Source organism: Streptomyces sp. A0958 (assembly GCF_004795035.1).
GTDB lineage: Bacteria > Actinomycetota > Actinomycetes > Streptomycetales > Streptomycetaceae > Streptomyces.
Window position 1 is genome coordinate 64,359 of record NZ_SSBK01000013.1, and the last position, 25,575, is coordinate 89,933.

The 25,575-nt window shown below is 72.6% G+C and carries 16 protein-coding genes and 1 tRNA gene; 9 read left to right on the forward strand and 8 right to left on the reverse strand.

The window, feature by feature from the left end:
• The first annotated feature begins 48 nt into the window (after window positions 1-48).
• Window positions 49-1,257, forward strand: coding sequence for a Gfo/Idh/MocA family oxidoreductase (locus tag E6P78_RS15650; RefSeq protein ID WP_136204199.1), 1,209 nt, complete (start codon window positions 49-51; stop codon window positions 1,255-1,257).
• A 12-nt stretch (window positions 1,258-1,269) separates the two neighbouring features.
• Window positions 1,270-2,274 carry a sugar phosphate isomerase/epimerase family protein gene (locus E6P78_RS15655; RefSeq protein WP_136204200.1) on the forward strand — a complete coding sequence of 335 codons (1,005 nt, stop codon included), beginning with the start codon at window positions 1,270-1,272 and terminating at the stop codon, window positions 2,272-2,274.
• A 19-nt stretch (window positions 2,275-2,293) separates the two neighbouring features.
• Here the strand turns inward: E6P78_RS15655 and E6P78_RS15660 are convergent, their stop codons facing one another.
• A complete protein-coding gene (locus E6P78_RS15660) occupies window positions 2,294-3,598 on the reverse strand; it encodes a DUF2254 domain-containing protein (protein WP_136204201.1) in 1,305 nt (434 codons plus the stop codon).
• Between the two features lie 257 nt (window positions 3,599-3,855).
• Here E6P78_RS15660 and E6P78_RS15665 point away from each other — a divergent pair.
• Window positions 3,856-3,940 (forward strand) — tRNA-Leu (locus E6P78_RS15665).
• Window positions 3,941-4,051: 111 nt separating this feature from the next.
• Entirely contained in the window at window positions 4,052-4,873 is an 822-nt protein-coding gene (locus tag E6P78_RS15670) for an RNA methyltransferase (RefSeq protein WP_206307819.1), read from the forward strand.
• Window positions 4,874-4,957: 84 nt separating this feature from the next.
• On the opposite strand, the gene E6P78_RS15675 is transcribed toward E6P78_RS15670, so the two are convergent.
• From E6P78_RS15675 to E6P78_RS15690, 4 genes are all read right to left on the reverse strand, one after another.
• On the reverse strand, window positions 4,958-5,551 hold the full coding sequence (locus E6P78_RS15675; RefSeq protein WP_240799227.1) for a class F sortase: 594 nt from the start codon (window positions 5,549-5,551) through the stop codon (window positions 4,958-4,960).
• A 139-nt stretch (window positions 5,552-5,690) separates the two neighbouring features.
• Entirely contained in the window at window positions 5,691-6,050 is a 360-nt protein-coding gene (locus tag E6P78_RS15680; protein WP_136204203.1) for a hypothetical protein, read from the reverse strand.
• A gap of 104 nt (window positions 6,051-6,154) precedes the next feature.
• Window positions 6,155-8,173 (reverse strand): HAMP domain-containing sensor histidine kinase, encoded by a 2,019-nt coding sequence (locus E6P78_RS15685; protein ID WP_136204204.1) that lies wholly within the window; start codon window positions 8,171-8,173, stop codon window positions 6,155-6,157.
• Between the two features lie 121 nt (window positions 8,174-8,294).
• Window positions 8,295-9,020: a response regulator transcription factor gene (locus E6P78_RS15690; RefSeq protein ID WP_240799224.1), complete on the reverse strand. Its 726-nt coding sequence runs from the start codon at window positions 9,018-9,020 to the stop codon at window positions 8,295-8,297.
• A 432-nt stretch (window positions 9,021-9,452) separates the two neighbouring features.
• On the opposite strand from E6P78_RS15690, the gene E6P78_RS15695 reads away from it, so the two are divergent.
• Window positions 9,453-13,559: a DNA methyltransferase gene (locus E6P78_RS15695; RefSeq protein ID WP_136204205.1), complete on the forward strand. Its 4,107-nt coding sequence runs from the start codon at window positions 9,453-9,455 to the stop codon at window positions 13,557-13,559.
• Here the strand turns inward: E6P78_RS15695 and E6P78_RS15700 are convergent.
• Window positions 13,463-14,731 (reverse strand): hypothetical protein, encoded by a 1,269-nt coding sequence (locus tag E6P78_RS15700; protein ID WP_136204206.1) that lies wholly within the window; start codon window positions 14,729-14,731, stop codon window positions 13,463-13,465. The genes E6P78_RS15695 and E6P78_RS15700 overlap by 97 nt on opposite strands.
• Window positions 14,732-15,022: 291 nt before the next feature.
• On the opposite strand from E6P78_RS15700, the gene E6P78_RS15705 reads away from it, so the two are divergent.
• The 4 genes from E6P78_RS15705 (at window position 15,023) to E6P78_RS15720 (ending at window position 21,125) form a co-directional block, all read left to right on the forward strand.
• A complete protein-coding gene (locus E6P78_RS15705; RefSeq protein ID WP_136204207.1) occupies window positions 15,023-17,089 on the forward strand; it encodes a phospholipase C, phosphocholine-specific in 2,067 nt (688 codons plus the stop codon).
• A gap of 204 nt (window positions 17,090-17,293) precedes the next feature.
• Window positions 17,294-18,589 carry a cytochrome P450 gene (locus E6P78_RS15710; RefSeq protein WP_136204208.1) on the forward strand — a complete coding sequence of 432 codons (1,296 nt, stop codon included), beginning with the start codon at window positions 17,294-17,296 and terminating at the stop codon, window positions 18,587-18,589.
• Between the two features lie 59 nt (window positions 18,590-18,648).
• Window positions 18,649-19,839, forward strand: a complete 1,191-nt coding sequence (locus E6P78_RS15715; RefSeq protein WP_240799228.1) for a cytochrome P450 — start codon at window positions 18,649-18,651, stop codon at window positions 19,837-19,839.
• Between the two features lie 278 nt (window positions 19,840-20,117).
• A complete protein-coding gene (locus tag E6P78_RS15720) occupies window positions 20,118-21,125 on the forward strand; it encodes a LacI family DNA-binding transcriptional regulator (RefSeq protein WP_136204210.1) in 1,008 nt (335 codons plus the stop codon).
• Between the two features lie 90 nt (window positions 21,126-21,215).
• Here the strand turns inward: E6P78_RS15720 and E6P78_RS15725 are convergent, their stop codons facing one another.
• Both E6P78_RS15725 and E6P78_RS15730 read right to left on the reverse strand, forming a co-directional pair.
• Window positions 21,216-23,474, reverse strand: a complete 2,259-nt coding sequence (locus E6P78_RS15725; RefSeq protein ID WP_136204211.1) for a glycoside hydrolase N-terminal domain-containing protein — start codon at window positions 23,472-23,474, stop codon at window positions 21,216-21,218.
• Window positions 23,471-25,447, reverse strand: coding sequence for a beta-galactosidase (locus tag E6P78_RS15730; RefSeq protein WP_136204212.1), 1,977 nt, complete (start codon window positions 25,445-25,447; stop codon window positions 23,471-23,473). The genes E6P78_RS15725 and E6P78_RS15730 overlap by 4 nt, the downstream gene beginning before the upstream one ends.
• Window positions 25,448-25,575: the final 128 nt, after the last annotated feature.

Sequence of the window (25,575 nt, forward strand, 5' to 3'; positions counted from 1 at the left end):
CCGCCCCGCCGCCGTATCCGCCGAACCACAGACGAGGAGGAAGCCCGGATGGCCCGTAGGGATCAGACGCAGCAGGAGACGGCCGCGCCACCGCTCGGCATCGGCATGGTCGGGTACGCGTTCATGGGCGCCGCCCACTCCCAGGGGTGGCGCACCGCCGGACACGTCTTCGACCTGCCGATGCGGCCGGTCCTCGCCGCGATCTGCGGCCGCGACCGCACGGCCGTCGAGGCCGCCGCCGGTCGGCACGGCTGGGCCGCGGCGGAGACCGACTGGCGCGCCCTGATCGCCCGCGACGACGTACAGCTCGTCGACATCTGCACCCCCGGCGACAGCCACGCGGAGATCGCCGTCGCCGCCCTGGAGGCCGGCAAGCACGTGCTGTGCGAGAAGCCGCTCGCCAACACGGTCGGGGAGGCGCGGGCCATGGCGGCGGCGGCCGAGCGCGCCGTCGGCCGTGGCCGGACGGCCATGGTCGGCTTCAACTACCGGCGGGTGCCCGCCCTCGCCCATGCCCGCCGCCTCATCGCTGAGGGCCGCATCGGCGCCCTGCGGCACATACGCGCCGCCTACCTCCAGGACTGGCTGGTCGACCCCGCGTCGCCGCTGACCTGGCGGCTGAAGAAAGAACACGCGGGCTCCGGCGCGCTCGGCGACCTCGGGGCGCACGTCGTGGACCTCGCGCAGTTCCTGGCGGGGGAGCCGCTGGTGGCTGTGTCGGCGCTGAGCGAGACATTCGTACGCGAACGGCCCCTGCCCGCCGGGCCGTCCGGGGGACTGGGCGGCGGGGCCGTGGCCGGGGGACTGGGCGCGGTGACGGTGGACGACGCCGCCGTGTTCACCGGGCGGCTCGCCTCCGGCGCCCTGGCCTCCTTCGAGGTGACCCGGATGGCGGCCGGCCGCAAGAACGCCCTGCGGCTGGAGATCAACGGGGAGCGCGGCTCGCTCGCGTTCGACCTGGAACGGCTCAACGAACTGTCCTTCCACGACCACACCGAACCCGCCACCACGGCCGGCTTCCGCCGCATCCTCGTCACCGAGCCCGAACACCCCTACCTGGAGGCGTGGTGGCCGCCGGGCCACACCCTCGGCTACGAGCACACCTTCGTCCACCAGGCCCGCGACGTGATCCACACCATCGCCGAAGGAGCGCCGCCCGTACCGTCGTTCGCCGACGGCCTCCAGGTGCAACGGGTGCTGGCCGCGGTGGAGGAGAGCGCTGCGAAGAACTCCGTCCTCACCCCCGTGCCCCTCTAGGAGGTTCCGCGCATGCCCCGTCCCTTCACCCTCTTCACCGGCCAGTGGGCCGACCTGCCCCTGGAGGAGGTCTGCCGGCACGCCCGCGACTTCGGCTACGACGGCCTCGAACTCGCCTGCTGGGGCGACCACTTCGAGGTGGACAAGGCCCTCACCGACCCCGGATACCTGGACGGCCGCCATCAACTGCTCGACTCGTACGGGCTGAAGTGCTGGGCCGTCTCCAACCACCTCGTCGGCCAGGCCGTCTGCGACCACCCCATCGACGAACGCCACCAGGCCATCCTGCCCGCCCGCATCTGGGGCGACGGCGAGCCGGAAGGGGTGCGCCGCCGGGCCGCGCAGGAGATGGCCGACACCGCGCGGGCGGCCGCCGCCTTCGGCGTGGACACCGTCATCGGGTTCACCGGCTCCTCGATCTGGCACCTGGTCGCGATGTTCCCGCCGGTCCCGCCGCACATGATCGAGCGGGGCTACGAGGACTTCGCCGCACGCTGGAACCCGGTCCTGGACGTCTTCGACGCGGAAGGCGTGCGCTTCGCCCACGAGGTGCACCCCAGCGAGATCGCGTACGACTACTGGACCACGAAACGCGCCCTGGAGGCGGTCGACCACCGGCCGGCGTTCGGGCTGAACTTCGACCCGAGCCACTTCGTCTGGCAGGACCTGGACCCGGTCGGCTTCCTCTACGACTTCCGGGACCGGATCTACCACGTGGACTGCAAGGAGGCCCGCAAGCGGCTCGACGGGCGCAACGGCAGGCTCGGCTCCCACCTGCCGTGGGGCGACCCGCGACGGGGCTGGGACTTCGTCTCGGCCGGACACGGGGACGTGCCCTGGGAGGACGTGTTCCGGATGCTCCGGTCCATCGGCTATGACGGACCGGTCTCCGTGGAGTGGGAGGACGCCGGCATGGACCGGCTGGCCGGTGCTCCGGAGGCGCTGGCGTCCCTGAAGCGGTACGACTTCGACCCGCCGAGCGCGGCCTTCGACACGGCATTCGGCGGCAACGGCTGACAGACCGGGGGCGTCCCGCTCAGCCGATGCCCTGCCGGTCGGGGAGCAGCGCGAACTCCCGCTCGGTGGCGTCCGGCACCGCGCGTTCCACCGCCTGCACCAGCAGGGCGCGGTGCCGGACCAGCGGGCCCCGCCGGTCCGGTCCCGCCAGCAGCATCAGGTCGTCGATCCCCGCCAGCAGCCGCCTCGTCACCTGCGGGGTGTCCGTCGCACACCGGCGGACCTCCTCGAAGGCGAGATCCACCAGGTCCTCCCACCCCGGCACGTCCTGCACGAGCCGCACCGCCCCCTCGCGGTCCCGGTGGTGCACCGTGCCGAGCGGCAGCCGCACGGTGGCCGCGAGGAACTGCACGATCCGGTCCAGGCTCTGCACGGCGGTCGTCGGATCGTTCACCGCCGAGGACAGCGCCCGCAGCGCGATGTCCGACAACTGGCGCAGCCCGTACGCCAGATCCTGGTGCAGGGTGCGCTCCACGCCCACGGACACCGTGTACCGCAGCGCGTACCGGGCCGGGGCAGCCCCGCCGTGCACCGCGAGCACCGGCGTGCCCGGCACCACGAAGTCCCCGAGCCTGGGGATCAGCCGCAGCACGACGCCCTGGTGCCGGGCGGCCCGCACCAGCCGCGCCACGTTGACGTCCCGCAGCACCCCGGCCCGCCCCTCGTGCAGGATCTGCGCGGTCTCCTCGGGGAGCGGTTCCCCGGACGGCCGTCCCGCGGGCATCCGGCCCAGGACCCGGAAGGTGTCCCGGGTGATGCGGTCGAGGACCGGCCCGATCTGCATCAGACGCAGCGTGGAACTCACATACGCGATGAAGAGCAGCAGACTGAGTGCGACGAGGACCGCGGTCAGCACGCTCTGCACGAAGGGCACGGAGGTGACCCGGCGCGGATCGGTATCGCTCTCGTACGAGCTGAGCACCAGCAGCGAGAACACGAACGTCGCCAGGAAGACCGACAGCGTGAGCTTGCTGATCCGGCTCCGTACGAAGATCCGCACCACCCGGGGCGTGAGCTGCCCGCTCGCCATCTGCACGGCGACCAGCGAGATGCTGAACACCACACCGATGAAGGTCATCATCGCCGAGCTGACCGTGACGACGATCTGCTTGGTGTCCTCGGCGAGGGAGACCAGGTCCTGGATCTCGTCGTACGCCTGCTCGTCGTGCAGATACGAGATGATCTGCTCGTCGAGCGCCGAGGCCGCGAACCAGAGCGCGCACGCACAGACCAGCGTCAGGGCGGGAGCGAACCAGAACGTGTCGCGCAGGTGCTCACGCAGCGGTGACAGCGCGCGGGGCGGACGGGAGCGGCGATCACTCATGCAGGCGAAAGTAACCCGCCCCTCCCACCCGCCGGTGGAACCCACCGCCGACCCTCCGGCGGCACCGTCCGTACGTGGCCCGCGACGGACCGTACGCGAGCCGCGAGCGCCCGGCCCGAAAAGCGTCCCCGTCACCCCCGCACCGCGCTGACCAGCGCAAGGGCGACCGAATGGCCACCGGATACGCAGGTGAGAGGCACCCGGAACCCCTGGTATTGTTTTCTTTGTCGCCACGGGAGACCGCGGCGGATCACCTGGTCCGGGTGGCGGAATGGCAGACGCGCTAGCTTGAGGTGCTAGTGCCCTTTATCGGGCGTGGGGGTTCAAGTCCCCCCTCGGACACTCATCCAGTTCCCACGGTTCATCGCGAACCGTGGGAATTTCTGGTTTCCGGGGGCGGCCCTCGCCGCCGCCGGTGCCGCGATCACCTCTGAAAGGACCCCACCGGTGGCTGTGCAGCGGATCTCGACCCGCAACGCCCGCTTTCAGCAGTTCCAGACGCTGCTCACCAACCGGACCAAGCGCGGGCGCGCCCGCGAATTCCTCGTCCAGGGCGTCCGGCCGATCACCATGGCCGTGGAGCACGGGTGGACGATCCGCTCCCTGCTGTACGACGCGAGCCGTCCGCTCTCCCACTGGGCCGAGGAACTGGTGCGCGGCGTGACCACCGAACGCATCGCGGTGGCCCCGGAACTGCTGGCGGAGCTCAGCGAGAAGACCGAGGGCGCCCCCGAGGTCCTGGCCGTGGTCGAGATGGCACCGGACGACCTGGACCGGATCACGGTCGACGAGGACTTCCTCGGCCTGGTCTTCGACCGCCCGACACAGCCCGGCAACATCGGCAGCATCGTGCGCTCCGCCGACGCCTTCGGCGCGCGCGGACTCATCGTGACGGGACACGCGGCGGACCCGTACGACCCGAAGGCGGTCCGCGCGACGACGGGCTCGTTCTTCGCGCTGCCCGTGGTCCGCACCCCGTCGCACCGCGAGGTCGCACAGTGGCTGGACGAGGAACGCGAACGGGGGCGGCCGGTGGTCGTCGTGGGCACCGACGAGCACGGGGAGTGCGACGCCTCGGAGTTCGACCTGACCCAGCCCGTCCTGCTGGTCATCGGCAACGAGACGGCGGGCCTGAGCGCGGCCTGGCGCGAGCGCTGCGACCACGTGGTCTCCATCCCGATGACCGGCTCCGCCAGCTCCCTCAACGCCTCCAACGCCGCGTCGATCATCCTCTACGAAGCCCGCCGCCAGCGGCTCGCGAAGGGGCGCGGCTAGGGACTGCCCCGGTGCGGTGCGGGGAACAGCGCCGGGGAACGGTGCCGGATGCCGGGCTGTCGGACACGACGGGCAGCGTAGTTCTCACTTCCTCTTGGCGTACACGATGAGGTTGTCCACGGGGTGGCCATCGGCGTCGAACGCGCCGTCGCAGGTGACCAGCCGCAGGGCGCGTGCCGTGGTGTGGCCGTAGACCCGGGCGGTCGGGAATGCCTTCTTGCTCGCCGTCTCGCGGCCCGTGACCTCGAAGTGGATGTCGGTGCCCCGGCCGTCCCGGACCACGATGTCCGCGCCCTGGGCGATCTTCTTCAGGTCGTGGAAGACGGCCCGCCCGTAGCGGGTGTCGTTGTGGCCGATCAGCACCGCCGCGCCGGGCTCGCCGGGTGCGGCACTCCCGGTGTACCAGCCGACCGTCATGCCCTTGTCGGCCGGCGGCACCTCCACCGTGCGGTCCGGGTTGAGCCCGAGGCGCATCACCTCGCTGTCCACGCCGAGGGACGGTATGGAGACGTGGACGGGCGGCTGAGCGTTGGCGGCTTCGGAGGCGGAAGGGGCCGGGGCGGCCGGTGCCTCCGCGGCCGCCGCCGGGGACTTGGCCGGTGACTTCTCCGGGGCGTTGCCGGAGCAGCCGGTCAGCGCGACGAGCGCGGTCAGGGCGAGACAGGCGGACACCGGCAGGGCGGTGCGGCGGGCGGGGTGCTTACGGGACAGCTGAGGCTTACGGGACACGGGAAGGGGCTCCAGAGGGTCGAACGACGGCAGTGGCGCCGCCCGGGGAAGGGCGGCGCCACTGCCTGCTCATCGGTTGCGGGACGGGTCAGCCGTCGCGGCGGGCGGTGCGGCGGCGCAGGACGACCGTGCCGGCGCCGGCGACCAGCAGCGCGGCCGCCGCGGCGGAGCCCGTCATGGCGCCGCTGTGGTCACCCGAGGTGCCGGCCGGGCGCTCACCGGCCGCGACACCGCCGCGAGGCGCCTCGGAAGGCATGGCCGAAGGTGCGACGGTCGGCTCGTCCGAGGACATGGGGGACGGCTCGGCGGACTGTTCCGCCGGGACCTGGGTCGGCACGGCCGACGGGGCGGCGGAGGAGTCGGCGAAGGCCGACGTGGCCGGTACGCACACCGCGCCGGCCACGACGGCGGCGAGGAGGGCGGTACGCAGGGACGTACGCAGGGGCATGGGCAGAGCTCCGTTCCGGATCGGCCTCAGGGGCGGCCGCGGTGCGGGTGCGCACCGCGGCGCGAGGCGTGTGGACAGGCTCGCTCCAAGTTGTGAGGAAGCTGTCAGATCGTTGTGGTCATCGCATCAGGGTCGCCAGGCCCCTCCCCCGCCGGGGAGCTGCCGTCGGCGGGGAGCCGGAGCGTGAACACCGAACCCTGCCCCGGGACGCTCGCCGCGGTGGCCGTCCCACCGTGCGCCTCCACGAGTTTGCGCACGATCGCCAGACCGAGCCCGCTGCCGCCCGTGCGGCGGCTGCGGGACTTCTCGCCGCGCCAGAACCGGTCGAAGACATGGGCCAGGTCGTCGGCCGGTATGCCGCTGCCCGTGTCGGCCACGTCCACGAGCACCGCGTCCCCCTCCTCGGAGCCGTACGGCCGCAGCGTGACCCTCCCGCCCGACGGGGTGTGCCGGACCGCGTTGGACACCAGGTTGCCGACGGCCTGGCGCAGCCGGACCGGGTCGGCCGTCAGCCCGGGCAGCGGGCGGTCCGGCGGCGGCGCCTCGACGCTCAGCGCGACGCCCGCCGTGTCGGCGCGGGCCTGGTGCGCGGCGGCGACCTGGCCGAGCAGTTCCTCGATCCGTACGGGTTCGGGGTGCAGCCGCAGCGCGTCGGCGTCGGCCTGCGCCAGGTCCTGGAGGTCGTCGATGATGTGCTGGAGCTGGACCGCCTCGTCGTGCAGGAAGGCGATGAACGCCGGGTCGGGATCGGCGACCCCGTCCTGCGCCGCCTCCAGCCAGCCCCGGATGTTGCTGAGCGGGGTGCGCAGCTCGTGGGCGACGTCGCTGACCATGGCCTTGCGCTGGGTCTCCAGCCGGGCGCGGTGGGCGGACATGTCGTTGAACGCGGCGGCGAGCCGCCCGATCTCGTTGTCCGCGGCGACCACGACGGGCGCGGTGTCCTCCCCGTCACGCATGCGCTGGGCCGCACCGGTCAGGGCGCGCAGAGGCCGTACGAGCCGGGCCCCGACGAGGACCGAGGCGCCGACGGTGAGAGCCAGCACGAGGGCCGCCGCGCCCGCGATCCGGGCGGTGTTGGCCGGCGAGAGGGCGAATCCGGGCACGGTGGCGCCACCCGTGTCGCCGATGAACAGCAGCGCGGGCGAGGCGACGTACGAGCTGAGCTGCTCGCGGCGGGCGGTGCCCACGCAGGAGGCGATGGCCCGGTCGTCCTCGCTGTTGGCGGCCTGCTGGGGTCCGGAGCTCGGCGCGGCACTGGGCGCCGCTCTCTGCTCCTCGCGGGGCTCGGGCGCCGAGGTCGGTGCGACGCTCGGCACGGCGGTCGGCGGCAGGGTGGGGACCGCTTCCGCCGCCATCGGCACCGCCTCCGCGGGTACCGGCTCGGCGGCCTGACCCCACGACAGGCCCAGCTTCAGTTGGACGCCGTCGCGGCCCTGGCGCTCCAGACACGCGTCGGCCAGCTGGTTCAGCGCCTTGAGCGCCTTCTTCTCGGTGGCCGTCGGGGTGTCCAGCGCGTCGACGGCGCAGCCGGCGCCCTGCACGCGTTCGGGGTCGTTGCCGCCGACCACCTGGATCAGGGGGCGCCCGCTCGCGCTGGCGACCACGTCCGACGCGATCCCGAAGTCGCTGAGGCAGGCCACGGCCCGGTCGGCGACCCTCCGCAGCTGGGTACGCTCCGACGTCGGCAACCGGAAAGGTCCGACCGCTCGCGGGTCGACCCGGTCGGTGGTGGTACCGGACACTCCGGCGTTCTCGGCCGCCAGCGCCGTGTCCACCGCCAGCGGGTCCACGACGGCCGACGCCTGGGCCGGAAGCGCGGTGGCCGGCTCGGGAGCCGCAGAGTCGGCGAGCGGGGCGCGCGACTGCGTCGTCAGCGCGATCCGCCGGCCGGACTGCTCGGCCAGTTCCCGCACGGTCTCCTCCACCCCGTCCCAGGTGGGGTGGGCCGCCGCGTAACCGAGCAGGCGGTGGTAGATCCGGGCGTCGGCGGTCAGGTTCTGGCCCTGCTCCTGGCGGATCGCGCCGGACGTCGTCTGCACGGCGAGCCAGGCGGTCGCCGCCACCGAACAGGCGGCGACCAGCGCAGAAACCGCCAGCAGCCGGGCGAACAGGCTCTTGCGCAACGGGACGGGCCGCCGCGCCGGGCCCGGACGTTCCGCGCCCGCACCCGGGCGTTCCGTGCCCGCACCCGGGCGTTCCGTGCCTGAACCCGGGCGTCCCGTGCCTGATCCCGGTCCCCCCGCGCTACGACGAAGCACGTGCCGCCGCCTTCGCCGGGTCCGTCAGCTTGTAGCCGACACCGAAGACGGTGAGCAGCCGCACAGGTCTGCGCGGGGCCGGCTCGATCTTCTTGCGGAGGTTCATCACGTGCACGTCAACGGTGCGGTCGCTGATGTAGCGGTCGAACCCGTGCAGTTCGGCGAGGAGTTGCTGCCGGGAGAAGACCCGGTCGGGCTCGGCCGCGAGCGCGGAGAGAATCCGGAATTCGCCCGGGGTGCACTCCACGGCCCGCCCCTCCACCGACACCACGTGCCGGGCCGGGTCGACGACCAGCGTCCCCACCGTCAGCACGCCCGCGTCGTCCGGTTCGCCGCCCGCTCCCCGCCGGTTGCGGCGCAGCAGCGTGCGCACCCGGGCCATCAGCTCACGCGGGCTGTACGGCTTGGTCACGTAGTCGTCGGCGCCCAGGTCGAGGCCGAGCAGCAGATCGTCCTCCGTGGTGCGGGCCGTGAGCATCAGGACCGGCAACTCACGCTGCTCGGCGCGCAGTACCCGTACGACGTCGAGACCGTCGGCCCGGGGCATCATCACGTCGAGGACCAGCAGGTCGGGCTCCCGGTGCCGGACCGCGTCGAGCGCCGCGAGTCCGTCGGGGGCGACGGTCACGCGGTGGCCCTCCCGTTCGAGGTAGCGGCGGAGGAGTTCGGCCTGATTCTCGTCGTCTTCGGCGACGATCACGTTTGCGCACACGTGCTCGATCGTAGAGGGGGCTGGGCCCGGGCGTCGGCCACCGCCTTCGCCGCCCTACTCCGCGCCTCGGCGCCGCGGTGGGCCTCCACGAGTTCGTCGTGTGCGGCCGAGACCGAGGCGGCCCGCACCGGTGGCGGACGGCCACCGTGATCACCTGGAACGGGTGCCAGGACAGCCAACCCGGTGCGCGCGGCCCCGGGCGCTGGGCGGCCCGCGCTGGCATACGGCGCCGCGTCGGCACCCTGGACGCTGACGGCGCCTCATCCGATACGTCCCTCACGTGTACGCTTCCGACGGCTGAGGGCCACCCCGGCGGCGAGGGCCGAAAGGCGCGGCAGCCACCATGGGGGAGCGGTCTCGGCCAGGGCCGCGCGGGAGCGCTCAGGAGGAAGACCCCATGGCACTCGCCCACTGCGGCGGAGAGTCCGCCTGATGTCCGCCACCACCCGCAGCCAGGGCTTCGCCGCGGTCCGGCCGGTCGGTGCGCTCCTGCCGGCCGACATGCTGGCCCGGATCTCCGAGGCCACGGACGTCACCGGCTGCGCGCCCGTCGACTACGGTCTGACCACTTCACGCTCGGTCCGTGACGAGGCCGAGCGCGGCTGGAAGTACCTCAAACCCCTCTGGCGTGAGCTGCGCGGACGCCTGCCCGAGCCCCCTCGGGCCGGGGCTCCCGCCACCACCACCTCGCCCGGCCCCGCGACCGCCGACTGGCCGGCCCCGCTCTGGCGCGCGCTCGGCTTCGGTCCGCTCACCGAGGTCGGCCCGGCGGGCATCGCGGCCGACTCCGGCGCGGCGAAGACGTTCCCCGTCTCGCACCGGTGGCACCACGCCGTGATCCACCAGACGGCCTGGGGCCACGGGCTCGACACGCGCCGCGCCGGGCAGGTCCCGCCCCATTCCCTGGTCCAGGAATGCCTGAACCGCACCGACGCCCACCTCTGGGGTCTCCTGACCAACGGCCGCCACGTGCGCCTGCTCCGGGGCTCCGGCGCGCCGGCGCCCGCGTCCTACGTCGAGTTCGACCTGGAGGCGATCTTCGACGGGGAACTGCTCGGCGAGTTCACGCTGCTGTACCGGCTGCTGCACGTGTCCCGCTTCGAGGTGGCCCCGGGCGCCGCGCCGTCCACGTGCCGGCTGGAGACGTGGCGCACGGAGGCCATCGCCTCCCGCGCCCGGACCCTGGACCAGCTCTGCAAGGGCGTCCGGGCGGCCCTCACCACCCTGGGCACCGGCTTCCTGCGCCACCCCGCCAACGCGGCCCTGCGGGCGGGCACCGACGCGGGCGCCCTGCACAACGCCCTGTTGCGCCTCGTCTACCGCCTCCTCTTCGTCTTCGTCGCCGAGGACCGCGACGCGCTGCTGTCCCCGGACGCGAGCGCCGCGGCCCGGTCCCGCTACGAGACGTACTTCTCCTCGGCCCGCCTGCGCGCCCACGCCCGCGAGCGGCGCGGCACCGAGCAGAGCGGCGACCTGTACGAGACCCTGCGCCTCGTCCTGGACGCCCTCGGCGACGAGAACGGCCGCCCCGAACTGGGTCTGCCCGGCCTCGGCGGCATCTTCGACGCCACGGAGACCGACGCTCCCCTGCACAGCCTGTCCCTCTCCGACGAGCACCTGCTGACGGCCGTGCACCACCTCTCCCAGCTCCGGGACACGGGCTCGGGCCGCCGGCGTGCGGTCGACTACCGGCACCTGGGCGCCGAGGAACTGGGCTCCGTCTACGAGTCCCTGCTCGAACTCGTCCCACGGCTCGGGCCGGCCGACCGCACCTTCGAACTGGTCGAGCTGCCGGGCAACACCCGTAAGACGACAGGCTCCTACTACACCCCGTCCTCGCTCATCGAGTACCTTCTCGACTCCACGCTCGACCCGGTCCTGGACGCCGCCGTCGAGCGCGGCGAGCGGGCGGCAGCGGCGGCGGACGTCGCCGATCCCTCCCACGCCGTCGTCCGCGAGCTGCTCGCCCTCACGGTCTGCGACCCGGCCTGCGGCTCCGGCCACTTCCTCGTGGCGGCGGCCCGGCGGATCGCCAAGCGCGTCGCGGCGGTGCGGGAGGACAACCCGGAACCGACGCCCGGCGCGGTCCGCCACGCCCTCCACGAGGTCGTCGCCCACTGCGTCTACGGCGTGGACCTCAACCCGATGGCCGTCGAGCTGGCCAAGGTGTCGCTGTGGCTGGAGGCGCTGGAGCCGGGCAGGCCTCTGGGGTTCCTGGACGCGCACCTCAAGCACGGCAACGCGCTGATCGGCGCGACACCGAGCCTGCTGCGGGGCGGCATCCCGGACGCGGCGTTCAAGCCACTCGCCGGCGACGACAGGACGTACGCCAGGGCCCTGGCCAAACGAAACCGGGCCGAACACGGCGGACCCGGCCGCCCGTTCGGACAGGACGCCGAGCCGAGGACCGCCAACACCGCCCTGGCCACGGACCTGCGCGGCATCGTCGACGCCGCCTCGGGCACCCTCGCCGAGGTGCACGGGCAGGAAGCCGCCTACCGCGGCCTCGCCGGCTCCGCGCGGTACGTGCGCGCACGGCACGTGGCCGACGCCTGGTGCGCCGCGTTCATGTGGCGCAAGGCGGACGGCGCCCCCTCGGCGGTCACCGAGAAGGTCTTCCGCAACCTCCAGGACCCGGCGTCGGACGCGGTGCCCCAGTCCACGCACGACGAGATCATGCGGCTGCGGCGCCGGCACCGGTTCTTCCACTGGCACCTGGAGTTCCCGGAGGTCTTCGCGGTCCCCGAGTCCGGGGAGGGCGTCGACGCGGGCACGGGGTGGGCCGGCGGATTCGCCTGCGTCCTGGGCAACCCGCCGTGGGAGCGCATCAAGCTCCAGGAGCAGGAGTTCTTCGCCCAGCGTGACGCGGAGATCGCCGCCGCGAAGACCGCCGCGGCCCGCAAGCGGCTGATCGCCGCGCTGAAGGAGGACGCGGACGGCGCCGGCCTCCACCACGCCGAGTTCGAGGTGGCCAAACGCAGGGCGGAGGGCGAGAGCCACTTCCTGCGCAACGCCGGCCGCTACCCGCTGACCGGCCGCGGCGACATCAACACGTACGCCGTCTTCGCCGAGACGGGCCGCGCGCTGACCGGCCCGCGCGGCCGCATGGGCGTGATCGTGCCGACGGGCATCGCCACCGACGCGACGACCCAGTTCTTCTTCAAGGACCTGGTGCTCAAGGGTGCGATCGCCGCCCTGTACGACTTCGAGAACGCCGCGCCCGTCTTCCCCGACGTCCACCGCTCGTTCAAGTTCAGCATCCTGTCCCTGACCGGCCGCGCGCTGCGCGAACCCGCCGCCCGGTTCGCGTTCTTCCTCCACGACCCGGCCGAACTGGACGACAAGCGACGGGTGTTCGCCCTCACCCCCGAGGAGATCACGCTTCTCAACCCCAACACGGGCACCTGCCCCGTCTTCCGCTCCCGCCGCGACGCCGAGATCACCCTCGGCATCTACGGGCGGGTTCCCGTCCTGATCAAGGAGGGCGACCCGGACGGCAACCCGTGGGGTGTGACGTTCGGAACGATGTTCCACATGTCCAACGACTCACACCTCTTCCACACCCGCGAGGAGCTGACAGTCACCGGCTGGCAGCCGTCCGGAAACACCTTCGTCAAGCCGGACCGGGCGGACCGTGCGGATCAGGCGGACCGGGCGGACCGGGCGGGCAAGGCCATGCTCCCGCTGTACGAGGCGAAGATGGTCGACGCCTACAACCACCGCGCCGCCGACGTCGTCAAGAGCGCCACCGCCGTGAAACGCCAGAACCAGCCGTCCTACCTGAGCGCCGACGACCGGTCCTCGGCATCCCGCCTCGCCGTGCCGGGCAGCTGGGTGGACAGCGCCGAGACACCGCACGACGCGCCGCCCGGCTGGCTCGCCTTCCTCCGCATCAGCAGCCCCACCAACCAGCGGACCATGATCTCCGCCATCCTCCCGCCGGCGGCGATCGGCGACTCCGTCTTCCTGCTGCGCACCAGAACCTCGCGGGACAGCGCCGCCCTGGTGGCGCACTTCAACTCCTTCGTCTACGACTTCGTCACCCGCCAGAAGGTCGCCGGACTCAACCTCAACTTCTTCTACATCCGCCAGCTCCCCGTACTGCTCCCCGAAACCGCCCGCCGCTTCACGCACTTCCTGATCCCGCGCGTCCTGGAACTCACCTACACCGCCCACGACATGCGGCCCTTCGCCACCGACCTGGGCGACACCGGAACACCCTTCCGCTGGGACGAGGCCCGCCGCCGGCAGATCCGCGCGGAGCTGGACGCCCTCTTCTTCCACCTCTACGGGATCGCCCGCGACGACGTCGGCCACATCCTGGACACCTTCCCCATCGTCCGGCGCAAGGACGAGGCCCGGTACGGCACGTACCGCACCAAGGACCTGATCCTGGCCGAGTACGACCGCATGACCACCGCCGGCCTTGTCGAGGGCGGGACCTACACCTCCCCGCTCAGCCCGCCACCGGGGGAGGGGGCCCGCCACCCGGCGGGCGGGCCGGCGCTGCCTGCCGTGACCTCCGCGAGCACCCGGTAATAGTCCGCCGGCCGGCTCTCGAAGTCCGTCCACGCCGACAGCGCGTCCAGTTCGTTGTCAGGTCCGCGCAGCAGGTCGACCGAGGTCTGTCCGAATCGCGGGCCGAGGGCGTCGAACTTCGCTTCTGCCAGCAGGCCGCGGAGTTCGGCCACGGCGGCGCGGGTGCGTCTGCGGCCTTCCGGGCCGACGCGGAGCATGCCGGTGCGGGTCGAAGCGGCGGAGGCGCCCGTCAGCAGCGGTTCCAGGCGCACGGCCAGTTCGCGGGCGGTGTCCGCGGCCTCTTGTGCCTGGGGGCCGGCCTCCACCAGGACGCGCAGGGCGGTGATCAGTGAGGTCGTCCGGGGGTCGGACCGGTCATCGGGGGTGAGGCGCACCAGTACGTTCTGGTGCGCCGCGTCGGCCAGGCGCTCTGCGGCGGCGACCGCCTGCTCCGCCGTACGCCGGCCCACGTCCGGCAGCTGTCCCAGTTTCCAGACGCCCGCGTCGAGCACGTCGCGCGCGGTGTGGATGCCGCCCTTCTCCCACGCCTTCGTCCGGAAGCGCTGCTTGTCCTCGTTCCGCAGCAGTTTCACTGGCGTGCGGCTCATCTCCTCGTGCACGCGCTCCCGCTGCAGAGGGGCCCATGCCGCACGTACCGCTTCGATCGCGCGGGTGTGGTCCTCCTCCACGGCCGCGGCGTCGTGGGCCAGCCGCCAGGCGCGGTGGACGACGTCCGGCCGGGCACCGATCAGCCGGGCCGCCGCGCGGATGTTCCCGCCGATGAGGCCGGCGGTGGTCAGCAGCAGCCCGATGATCAGCAGCGTGTCGGACAGGTCGATCCGGTCGTCGATGTCCTTGTCGTCCTGGCCCAGCGTGTACAGCCGCCCCTTGGCCGAGCCCTCGGCGACCACGAAGCCGGTCTCCCAGCCGTAACCGGTCTCCGGATCGTAGTACGGCGCCTTGAGGCTGTCGGCCCGTCGGGCATCGCACTGGTGGGCCGCCTCGTGCTCGCTGCGGTCGAAGGGGTCCGTCCACCGGACGGTGCACGTCCCGTCCGGCTTCTCGTCCAGCACGGTGAGGTCGATCTGGCGGAGTTCGGGCATCTCCGGTACGGCCACGTAGACGGCCGCCGAACAGGCGATGAACAACACGCCGAGCGTCAGAACCCAGCGGAAGAAGGGTACGTGTCTCACCTGCGGTCCCTCGCGTCCTGTCGGCGGTGCGCGCTGCCCGCACAGCCTCGCGGTGCCTGGCCGGGGCCATCAAGGCAGGGAGTCGGCAACGCCGCAGCCGTGAGCCTGCCTGATCCGGGCAGTTTTCCGGGGCGGCCGGGGCATGAACGCGGACGGGCGGGGTACGTTCGCCGACTGTTCGGCCCGGCGCCACCGCATGCACACCGCAAGGGCCTTACCTTGGGCCTGCCGAATCCGGAACACTCCAGTCGCCTTCCGCCCCCACACCCCCCACCGCAAAGGCCCCCACCCATGGCAGAACTCAACCGCCGCCGGCTCCTGAAGCTCGCCGGGGGCTCCGTCGCCCTCACCGCGCTGTCGGGCAGCATCGCCCGCGCCGCCTCCCTTCGGCCACGCGGGCGTACGGGCACGATCGAGGACGTCGAGCACATCGTCGTCCTGATGCAGGAGAACCGGTCCTTCGACCACTACTTCGGCACGATGAAGGGCGTACGGGGATACGGTGATCCGCGCCCCGTCACGCTGCCCAGCGGGGCGCCGGTCTGGCACCAGGCGGACGCGGCCGGCAAGGAGGTGCTGCCGTTCCGGCCGCCGGCCGACGAGCTCGGGATGCAGTTCCTCCAGGACCTGAACCACGACTGGGCCGGCGGTCACCGGGCGTTCAACAAGGGGGCCTACGACCAGTGGGTGCCCGCCAAGACGGCGACGACGATGGCCCACCTCACCCGTGAGGACATCCCGTTCCACTACGCGCTCGCCGACGCGTTCACCGTCTGCGACGCGTACCACTGCTCGTTCATCGGGTCGACCGACCCCAACCGCTACTACCTCTGGAGCGGCTACACCGGCAACGACGGCACCGGCGGCGGTCCCGAGCTGGGCAACGACGAGGTGGGGTACGGCTGGACGACCTACCCGGAGCGGCTGGAGAAGGCCGGGGTGTCGTGGAAGGTGTACCAGGACATCGGCGACGGGCTCGACGCCGCCGGCTCCTGGGGCTGGATAAACGACGCCTACCGGGGCAACTACGGCGACAACTCGCTGCTCTACTTCAACAGCTACCGCGACGCCCGGCCCGGCGACCCCCTCTACGACAAGGCCCGCACCGGCAGCGACGTCAAGGGCGGCGGCGGTCTGCTCGTCGACCTCAAGGCCGACGTCCGGGCCGGGACGCTGCCCTCGGTCTCCTGGATCGTGGCCCCCGAAGCCTTCAGCGAGCACCCCAACTGGCCCTCGAACTACGGCGCCTGGTACATCGCCCAGGTGCTGGACGCGCTGACCGCCGACCCGGAGATCTGGGGCCGCACCGCGCTGTTCATCACCTACGACGAGAACGACGGCTTCTTCGACCACGTCGTGCCGCCCTTCGTCCCGTCCGGGCCCGCGCAGGGACTGTCCACCGTCGACACCGCCGCCGACTACTTCCCCGGCGACCTCCGTTACGCCGCCGGACCGTACGGGCTCGGCCAGCGCGTCCCCATGACGGTCGTCTCGCCCTGGAGCACCGGTGGCTACGCCTGCTCCGAGGTCTTCGACCACACCTCCGTCATCCGGTTCATGGAGCGGCGCTTCGGCGTGCACGAGCCCCACATCTCGCCCTGGCGACGGGCCGTCTGCGGCGACCTGACCTCCGCGTTCGACTTCCGGCGCACGGACTCCTCGGCCCCCGAGCTGCCCTCCACGGCCGGGTATGAGCCCCCGGACGGCGACCGGCACCCCGACTACGTACCCGTGCCGCCCGCCACCGGCGCGGTGCCGAACCAGGAGCGCGGCGCGCGCCCCACCCGCCCGCTGCCGTACGCGCCCCGGGTCGACGGGGCCGCCGACCCGGCCACCGGCACCTACCGCCTCACGTTCAGCGGCGGCCCGGCGGCCGGGGCGCAGTTCCTCGTGACGTCCGCCAACCGCACCGACGGGCCCTGGACGTACACCACCGAGGCGGGCGCCTCGCTCGCGGACACCTGGAACACCGCCTACTCCGGCGGAGCGACCGACCTCACCGTCCACGGCCCCAACGGGTTCCTGCGCTCCTTCCGCAACCCCGGGAAGGCCGCCGGCCCCGAGGTGACGGCACGTCATGGCGGTGCGGGCGGGCGGCTGGTACTCACCTTCACCCACTCCGGGTCCGGTTCCGTGCGGCTGACCCTGCGCAGCGCCGCCGCCTACGGGGGAGCGGTGCAGACGGTCACCGTACGCGCGGGCGAGACCGTCGAGCGCGTCCTCGACCTGCGCCGCAGCAGGCGCTGGTACGACATCACCGTCAGCAGCGACGCGGACGAGACCTTCCTGCGCCGCTTCGCCGGTCACGTCGAGACGGGTGAGGTCGGGGTGAGCGACCCCGGGCTGCGTACCGGCTGAGCGGAGGCGGTGCGGGGGTGCGCGCCGGTGCCCCGGTACTTCGCGATGCGTATCAAAGGTGGGCAGTTGTGCCCCCTTTGATTCGTCCAGGGTTCGGGAATGATCGCAGTTGGTAGTTCCTGCGTCACACAAACTCCTTATAGTGGACGGGTGTTGATCGCGCGATCTTGACGCGTGCAGTTGTCGCCCCAGGAGTCAGGATTCATGACGCGACCATCTTCGGCAGAGCCCGCACCGGTCACTCCGCCACCTCCTCCCGGCTGCCCGGCACACGCCGGGGCCGTCCCGCTCTGGGGCCCCGGGTTCCAGACGGAGCCCCAGGTCGTCTACCGCACCATGCGGCGCGACCACGGGCCCGTCGTCCCCGTCGAGCTACCGGGCGGCTTTCCCGCCTGGCTGGTCATCGGCTACCGCGAGCTCCACCGCGTCACCAGTGACGGCGAGTTGTTCCCGCGCGATGTCGGCCTCTGGAACCAGTGGCCGCACATCCCCGACGACTGGCCCCTGCTGCCGATGGTGGGGCGGCCCTTGCCGTCCATCTACTTCAGCGCGGGCGAGGAGCACCGGCGGCACGTCCGCATGGTCGGACCCGCCCTCGAAGGCGCCGACCCGTTCCAGATCCGCAGCCACTGCGAGCAGTTGGCCGACCGGCTGATCGACGACATGTGCAGCCGCGGCACCGCCGACCTCGTCGCCGAGTTCTGCGAACCCCTCCCCGTCCTCGTCCTCGCCCGCCTGATCGGCTTCCCCGACGACGAAGGCATCGGCATCGCACAGGTGTTGAAGGACCTGGCGGACGGCGGGCCGGAGGCGCAGAGCGCGCATCTGCGGTTCGGGGAGTACATGGCGCGGCTGCTCGCCGCGAAGCGGGCCGAGCCGGGGGACGACGTCACCTCCCGCATGCTCGACTTCCCGGAGAAGTTCACCGACGAGGAGTACACACTCGACCTGATGGCCGTCACGGCCGCCGGGCACCTCCCCACCGCCGACTGGATCAGCAACTCCCTGCGGCTGATGCTCACCGAGGACGAGTTCGCCGACTCCATGGCCCACGGCCGGCGCAGCATCGGCGAGGCCATGAACGAGGTGCTGTGGGAGGACACCCCCACCCAGATCCTCGCCGGACGCTGGGCCGCACGCGACACCCAGCTCGGCGGACAGCGGATCAGGTCCGGGGACATGCTGCTGCTCGGGCTCGGGGCCGCCAACACCGACCCGTTGATCCGCCAGGGCCTGTCCGCCGGCGGCTCGTCCGCCCAGGGCGGCAACGGCGCACACCTGGCCTTCAGCCACGGCGAGTACCGGTGCCCGTTCCCGGCCCAGGAGATCGCCGAGATCATCGCCAGGACCGGCATCGAGGTACTGCTCGACCGGCTGCCTGATCTGCGGCTCGACGTCCCCGTCGAAAGCCTCGTCCGACGGCCCTCCCCCTTCCTCCGCGGCAACACCTCGCTCCCCGTCCGGTTCACCCCCGTACGTACGACAGGAGACTTCTCGTGAACTGCCCCCATGCCACCCAGGCAGCGGCCCAGCACGGCGGTACCGTCGTCATCGACCCCATGGTCCAGGACCTGGACGGCGAGACGGTACGGCTGCGCGACGCCGGACGGCTGGCCCGGATCGTGCTCCTGGGCGTGCCGGCCTGGACCCTCACCCGGCACGCGGACGCCCGGCAGCTCCTGGTCGACCCGCGGCTGGTGAAGGACATCGGCGCCTGGGGGCTGTGGCAGAGCGGCGAGGTGACGCGCGACTGGCCGCTCATCGGGATGATCGACGCCGGGCGGTCCATGTTCACTGTCGACGGCGCCGAACACCGCCGGCTGCGGACCAAGACCTCGCAGGCGCTCACGCCCCGCCGGCTGGAGGCGATACGCCCCGACATCGAGAAGTTCACCGCGGAGCTGCTGGACGCGCTGGAGGAGGGCGGCCGGGACGGGGCCGTCGTCGACCTCAAGGCCGTGTTCGCCCAGCCGCTGCCGATGCGGGTCGTCGGCATGCTGATGGGGGTCGACCCCGCGGAGAACGCCATGCTGACCCGCCAGTACAAGGCCTTCTTCTCCATGCTCACCCCGCAGGACGAGCGCCTCGCCCTCCTCGCCGACCTGGACGTCTTCTACGCCGGACTCGTGCGCGAGAAGACCGCGCAGCCGACCGACGACCTGACCTCCGCGCTCATCCTCGCCGAGGAGGGCGGCGAGCCCCTGACCGAGGAGGAGGTGATCGGCAACCTCAAGGCCATGGTCGCCGCCGGGCACGAGACCACGATCGGGCTCATCCTCAACGCCGTACGCGCCCTGCTGGCCCACCCCGAGCAGCTGCGGATGGTCCTCGACGGGGAGGTCTCCTGGGAGACCGTGATCGAGGAGACCCTGCGGTGGGACACCCCCACCACCCATCTGCTCATGCGGTTCGCCACGGAGGACATCCAGGTGGGTGACGACGTGATCGCCAAGGGCGAGGGGGTGGTCATCTCCTACCGGGTGATCGGCCGCGACCCGGAGCAGCACGGCCCCGACGCCGACGCCTTCGACATCACGCGCGCCACCCCCATCCGGCACATGACCTTCGGGCACGGCCCGCACATCTGCCCCGGCGCGGCCCTCTCCCGGGTCGAGGCGGGCATCGCCCTGCCTGCGCTCTTCGCCCGCTTCCCGCGACTGCGGCTCGCGGTGCCCGACTCGGAGCTGCGCAACCTTCCCGTGATGACGCAGAACGACATGGAGTCCTTCCCCGTCCTGCTCGGCACCTGAGTCGATGTGACCGAAGGCCCGGCGGCGGGCATATCGTGGCGGTAGCCGAAGCGGCTGCCGCCACGAGCCGTCCTGGGCGGGCACGGGGTCGAAACGTCGAGTCGAAGCGCTTCGACACTGGTCTGGACATGCAGACCGAGCGGGTCTAGGCTCGCGCTGTCTCTCCATGTCGCAGATGGAGAGGGCGGAGTCGAAGCGCTTCGCCGCATCTGGCCAAAAGTGCCGGAGCAGACCGGTGCGCGTGCCGGGCCCGACGACGTCCCGTGATGGAGAGCTGAATGGTCACCCTGGCCGAGGTCGCGCAGCACGCCGGAGTCTCGGCGAGCACGGTGAGCTACGTCCTCAGCGGCAAGCGCTCCATCTCGGTGGCCACTCGCGAGCGCGTCGAGCAGAGCATCCAGCAGCTCGGCTACCACCCCAACGCCGGGGCCAGGGCCCTCGCCAGCAGCCGGTCGAACATCATCGCGCTCATGGTGCCGCTGCGCACCGACATGTACGTGCCCGTGATGATGGAGATCGCCATCGCGGTCGCCACCACCGCCCGCACCCACGGCTACGACGTCCTGCTGCTCACCGGCGAGGAGGGCCCCGCCGCCGTGCGGCGGATCGCCGGCAGCTCGCTCGCCGACGCGATGATCCTGATGGACGTCGAACTGCACGACGAACGGCTGCCCCTGCTGCGCGAGACCGACCGGGCCGCCGTGCTCATCGGCCTGCCCGCCGACACCGCCGGCCTGACCTGTGTGGACCTCGACTTCGAGGCGACCGGGGCGCTCTGCGTGGAGCACCTGGCCGGTCTCGGACACCGTGAGATCGCCGTGATCGGCGAGGCCGCCGCGGTGTACGAGCGGCACACCGGGTTCGCCGAGCGGACCGTCGACGGCGTACGGGCCAAGGCGCAGGAGACCGGGGTGCGCGTTCTGCACCGGCCGTGCGAGGGCGGGTACGCGGCGATGGCGCAGACGCTGTCGCGGATATTCGACGAGCGCCCCGGCACCACCGGCTTCATCGTGCAGAACGAGGCGGCGGTGGAACCGCTGCTCAACCTGTTGCGGCAGCAGGGCCGGGCCGTGCCGGAGGACGTGTCGGTGGTGGCGATCTGCCCCGAACAGGTGGCCTCCCAGGCGTCGGTGCGGCTCACCTCGGTGGCCATACCGGCGCAGGAGATGGGGCGCCGCTCGGTCGAGCAGGTCGTCGCCAAGCTCTCCGGCCGCGGGACGGACGAAGTGGAGCTGCTGGCACCGGAGTTGACGGTACGGGAGAGTACTGGCCCGGCCCCGGTGTGAGCCCCAGGGGGCGATGCGTGCAAGGAGCCGGCCCCCGCGCGGGGGCCGGCTCCTTGCACGTGCGGCTCAGCCGAACGAGACGCCACGAGTTCATCCGCGGGTGCGTCGGGAGCGCTGCCGCGGCCCCAGTTCGAGGACGCGTTCCACGCCGGCGGTCAGCTCCAGTGGAGCCGGGGGCACACCGGCGGAGGCATCGGTGCGGGTATGGCCGTCACCCGTGCGTACATCGATACGGGCGTCACGCGTGGGACGCAGTACGGCGGTGGCGGTGGAGTCGGCCGACCAGCGCAGATCGAGTCCGGCGCCGAACCGCGTACGCACACCGCGCAGTTCACCGCCCGGGCAGCCCGCGAGGGGCGCGGGCAGCAGGACCAGCCGGTCCGGCGTCGACTGGACGAGCGACTCGATGACCGCGGCGGGCAGGGCGTGGGCCGCGTCCGCGTTGTAGACGTTGCGGGACGGATAGTGGGCGCTCATCAACGAGTCGTGGAAGAAGTCGCCCGCCAGGACCGACCGGACGGCGGCCGAGGCCCGCTCCCCGTCCCGCAGCCGCGCGGCGACCAGCGCATGGTGCAGATGGCCGTGCGCGGAGTCGTTCTCCGCGCCGCGCAGCTCCAGCGCCCGGTGCGCGGCGGCCGACAGCTCCGGGGTGTCGTACGGATTGATCGCGTCCAGCGGCCACACCGGGTAGAGGTGGCTGAGATGGCGGTGGTCGTACGTCTCCGCCAGGCCCGGCCACGCCCACTCGGCGAGCGCGCCGTCCTCGTTGACCCGGTACTCCGCGAGCCGGTCCGCCAGCGCCCGCCGCCGGGCGGAGGCCGGATGGCCGGGGGAGCGGTCGGCCGCCGCGGTCAGGGCGTGGCGGGCCGCCGCGAGGTCCATCGTTGCGTTGACCGTCCCCCAACTCGCGTTGGCCGAACGGTTCTCCGGCGAGTACGAGGGGACGACGGCCACCCGCCCGCCGGGACCGGTACGGGTCAAAAAGTCCTCGTAGAACAGGGCGGCCTCGTCCAGGGCGGCCGTCAGCCGGGGGTCCGTCACCCCGGTCGTCTCGGCGTGCTCGATCAGCGGTTCCAGGAGCCAGTCCGCGCCCGCCGTCCACAGATGCAGTGGGTAGGCGCGCTGGTAGTGGCGGGTGTGACCCGACTCGCCGTCGGTGTGGGAGGGGGCGACGATGCCGCGCGCACCGAAGATCGCCCGCGCGTTGTCCCGCCAGTCGGCGAGCTGCCCGTAAATCAGCGAGGCATGGGCCTCGGACACCTCCGGCAGCGCCGCCGCGGCGGCCGAGGCGATCTGGAGGTTGAGGTTGGCGTTGGTGGTGAACGCCCCCGACCAGGCGGTGTCCCAGTCGCCCGTCCACAGCCCGGTCAGCCGGGGCGGCAGGACCCCGGACGCGGACAGCAGGTGGTAGCGCCCCGCCGCGAACAGCCGCTCAAGGAGCGCCGGACTCTCCGGCCGCCGAATCAACTCGCTACCGGACAGGTACTGTTCGGCCGGGTCCGCCTCCAGGGTGAGGGAGGCCCGCTCGAAGGCCGGGCGGTGCAGCGCGCAGTGCCGGGCGAACAGCGCCGGGTAGTCGTCGCGGGGCAGCGCGGCACACTCCGCCGCCGGGTCCAGGTGGCCCGCGTGCCGGCGCACCCTGGTGAGCAGCAGCAGGCTCCTGGCCCCCTCGACCCGGACGCCCTCGCCCGCCACCGACACCCGGCCGCCCTCCGCCCGCACCACCGTCACCCCGGTGTACGCGAGCTCGCTGTCCGGGTAGCCGGCCCGCAGCGTCAGCCGGGCACCGTCCGGGGTCAGTACGGTGCTGCGCCCCACGGCCAGGCGCGGCGGGGCACCCGGCAGGGCGTGGTCCAGGGTCAGGTCCACCGCGAGCCCGGGCGCGGTGACGTACTGGACGATCACGTCGTCGGCGCGCGAGACGAACACCTGGCTGCGCCGGGCCCCGCAGACGGCCGTGATCTCCCCGGTGGCGAAGTCGACCGAGCGCCGGTAGCCCGCGGGCGGACCGGGCATCGAGGGGGTGGGGCGGATGCGGGTCTGGAAGGCGGGGTGGAAGGGCTGCACCCACACCAGGGGGCGGCCCGCGCCGAAGTGTTCCGCCGCCGTGGTGTCACCGGCGAGCAGGGCGCTCTGCAGCCGGTCGAGCCGGTGCGCGAGTTCGGGCGGGCGGATGTGCTCGCTGCCGTTGGGCCGGACCAGGGTGTGGTGGTTGACGACGACCCGGTCGTCGGCGAGGTCCCCGTACACCATGGCCCCGTGCCGGCCGTTGCCCCCGAGGAAGGCGTCCTCCCAGCGGGCGGCGGGGCGCGGCTCCCAGGTGCCGTCGATGTGCGCGCGTCCGGTCATGGCGCGGCGCTCCGCAGCACGGCGACGCCGTAGCGGCCGAGCGCGACCCGGTCCGTCACCGCCCGCCCGGTCAGCAGCTCCTCGTACGTGCCGGGGACGGGCACGGTGACCATCTCGCGGCCGTGGTGGAGCAGGAAGAGCAATGCGCCGCGGCGGACCGCCTCCACGCCCTCGGGCAGCCCGGCCAGGACCGGTTCCACACCGGCCTCCCGGACCACGTCACCCACAAGCGCCCGCAGCGCCGGGGGCTCCGGCAGCGTCGACACGTAGACCGCCCGGCCCCTGCGCAGCACCGCGGGCAGCCCGGCCAGCTCGCCCTCGCGGTAGGCGGACACCACCTCGGTGCCTTCGGCCGCCTCCAGCTCCTCCGACCACAGGGTGGACCGGAAGCCGTCGCACTCCGCGGTCGCGTCCGCGTCCAGCGGCCACCACTCGTGCAGGGTGCGGATGCCGAACAGCTCGCGCAGCCGTACGTCCATCCCGCCCGGCCTGACCCGGTCGTCCACGTCGGCGATCCCGGTGAAGAAGCCGCACACCAGCCGCCCGCCGTCCCGCACGTACGCCACGAGGTTGTCGATGGCCGCGTCGTCGAGCAGGTAGAGGTGCGGGACGACGACCGCCTTGAACCGGCTCAGATCGGCGTCGGGGCGGGCGAACTCCGTGGCGGTCCCGTTCTCCCACAGAGCACGGTGCCAGCGCCGCACCACCTCGGTGTAGTCCAGCAGGGAGGACGGGGCGCCCTCCTGCGCCCCCGCCCACCACGCGTCCCAGTCGTGCAGGACCGCCACATCGGCGGTCACCTCGCTACCGGCCACCGCCGGGCCGATCGCGGCGAGGTCGGCGCCCAGCCGCCTGGTCTCCCGGAAGGCGCGGCCGTGTTCACCGGCGTGGCCGAGCATCCCCGAGTGGAACTTCTCCGAACCCTGCCGGGACTGGCGCCACTGGAAGTAGCACACGGCGTCGGCACCGCGCGCCACCGACTGGAGCGACCAGAGCCGGTTCAGGCCCTCGGGCTTGGGGTGGTTGACGCCCCGCCAGTTGACCGCGCCAGCCGCCTGCTCCATCAGCATCCACGGCCCGGCGGCCTGCGAGCGCGTCATGTCGGCGAGCATCGCGTTGTACTGGCCGCCCTGCGGGTCCCTGGGGTCCGGGTAGATGTCGACCGAGACGATGTCCTCCTCGGCCGACCACGCCCAGGCGTCCTGTCCCGACCACAGCGGCATGAAGTTCGTCGTCACCGGGATGTGCGGGGTGTGCCGGGCGACGATGTCCCGCTCGGCGACGAAGCACTCCAGCAGCGCGTCGGACGTGAAGCGCTTGAAGTCGAGCACCTGCGTCGGGTTCTTCATGTACTGAGCCTTGCGCGGCGGCAGGATCTCCGTCCAGGAGTCGTAGCGCTGGCTCCAGAACGCCGTGCCCCACGCCTCGTTGAGCGCGTCGAGCGTCCCGTACCGGCCGAGCAGCCAGCGGCGGAAGTGGACCGCCGTCTCGTCGCACCAGCAGTGCGTGCAGTACTCGTTGTTGATGTGCCACACCGTGAGCGCGGGGTGCTCGGCGTACCGCGCGGCCAGGTCCTCGGTGAGGGCGGCGGCGTAGCGCCGGTAGACCGGGGAACTCGGGCAGAACTGCTGGCGCGAGCCGTACCAGACGATCGACCCGTCCTCCGCGCGCGGCAGCGTCTCCGGGTGCCGCGCCCCCATCCAGGGCGGCGGGGACGCGGTCGGGGTGGCGAGCACGACGCCGATGCCGTGTGCGTGCATCAGGTCCATCAGCCGGTCCAGCCAGCCGAACTCCCGGGCGCCGGGGCGTGGTTCGATCTTCGCCCAGGAGAAGACACCGAGGGTGACGGAGTTGACGCCGGCCTCCTTCATCAGCCGGACGTCGTCCTCCCACACCTCCTCGGGCCACTGCTCGGGGTTGTAGTCGCCTCCGAAGAGGATGCGGCCACGGGCCGCGTCGCGCAGGGACGGCATGGCGCCTCGATCCTTACTGGGGTTCTGCGTACTGGATGCCGCGGCCGTTGGTGCCCAGGTGGACGCAGCCGTGGACGCGGGGGACACCGGTGATCACTTAGCCGGTCCGGCCCCACTGGTGGGAGTCA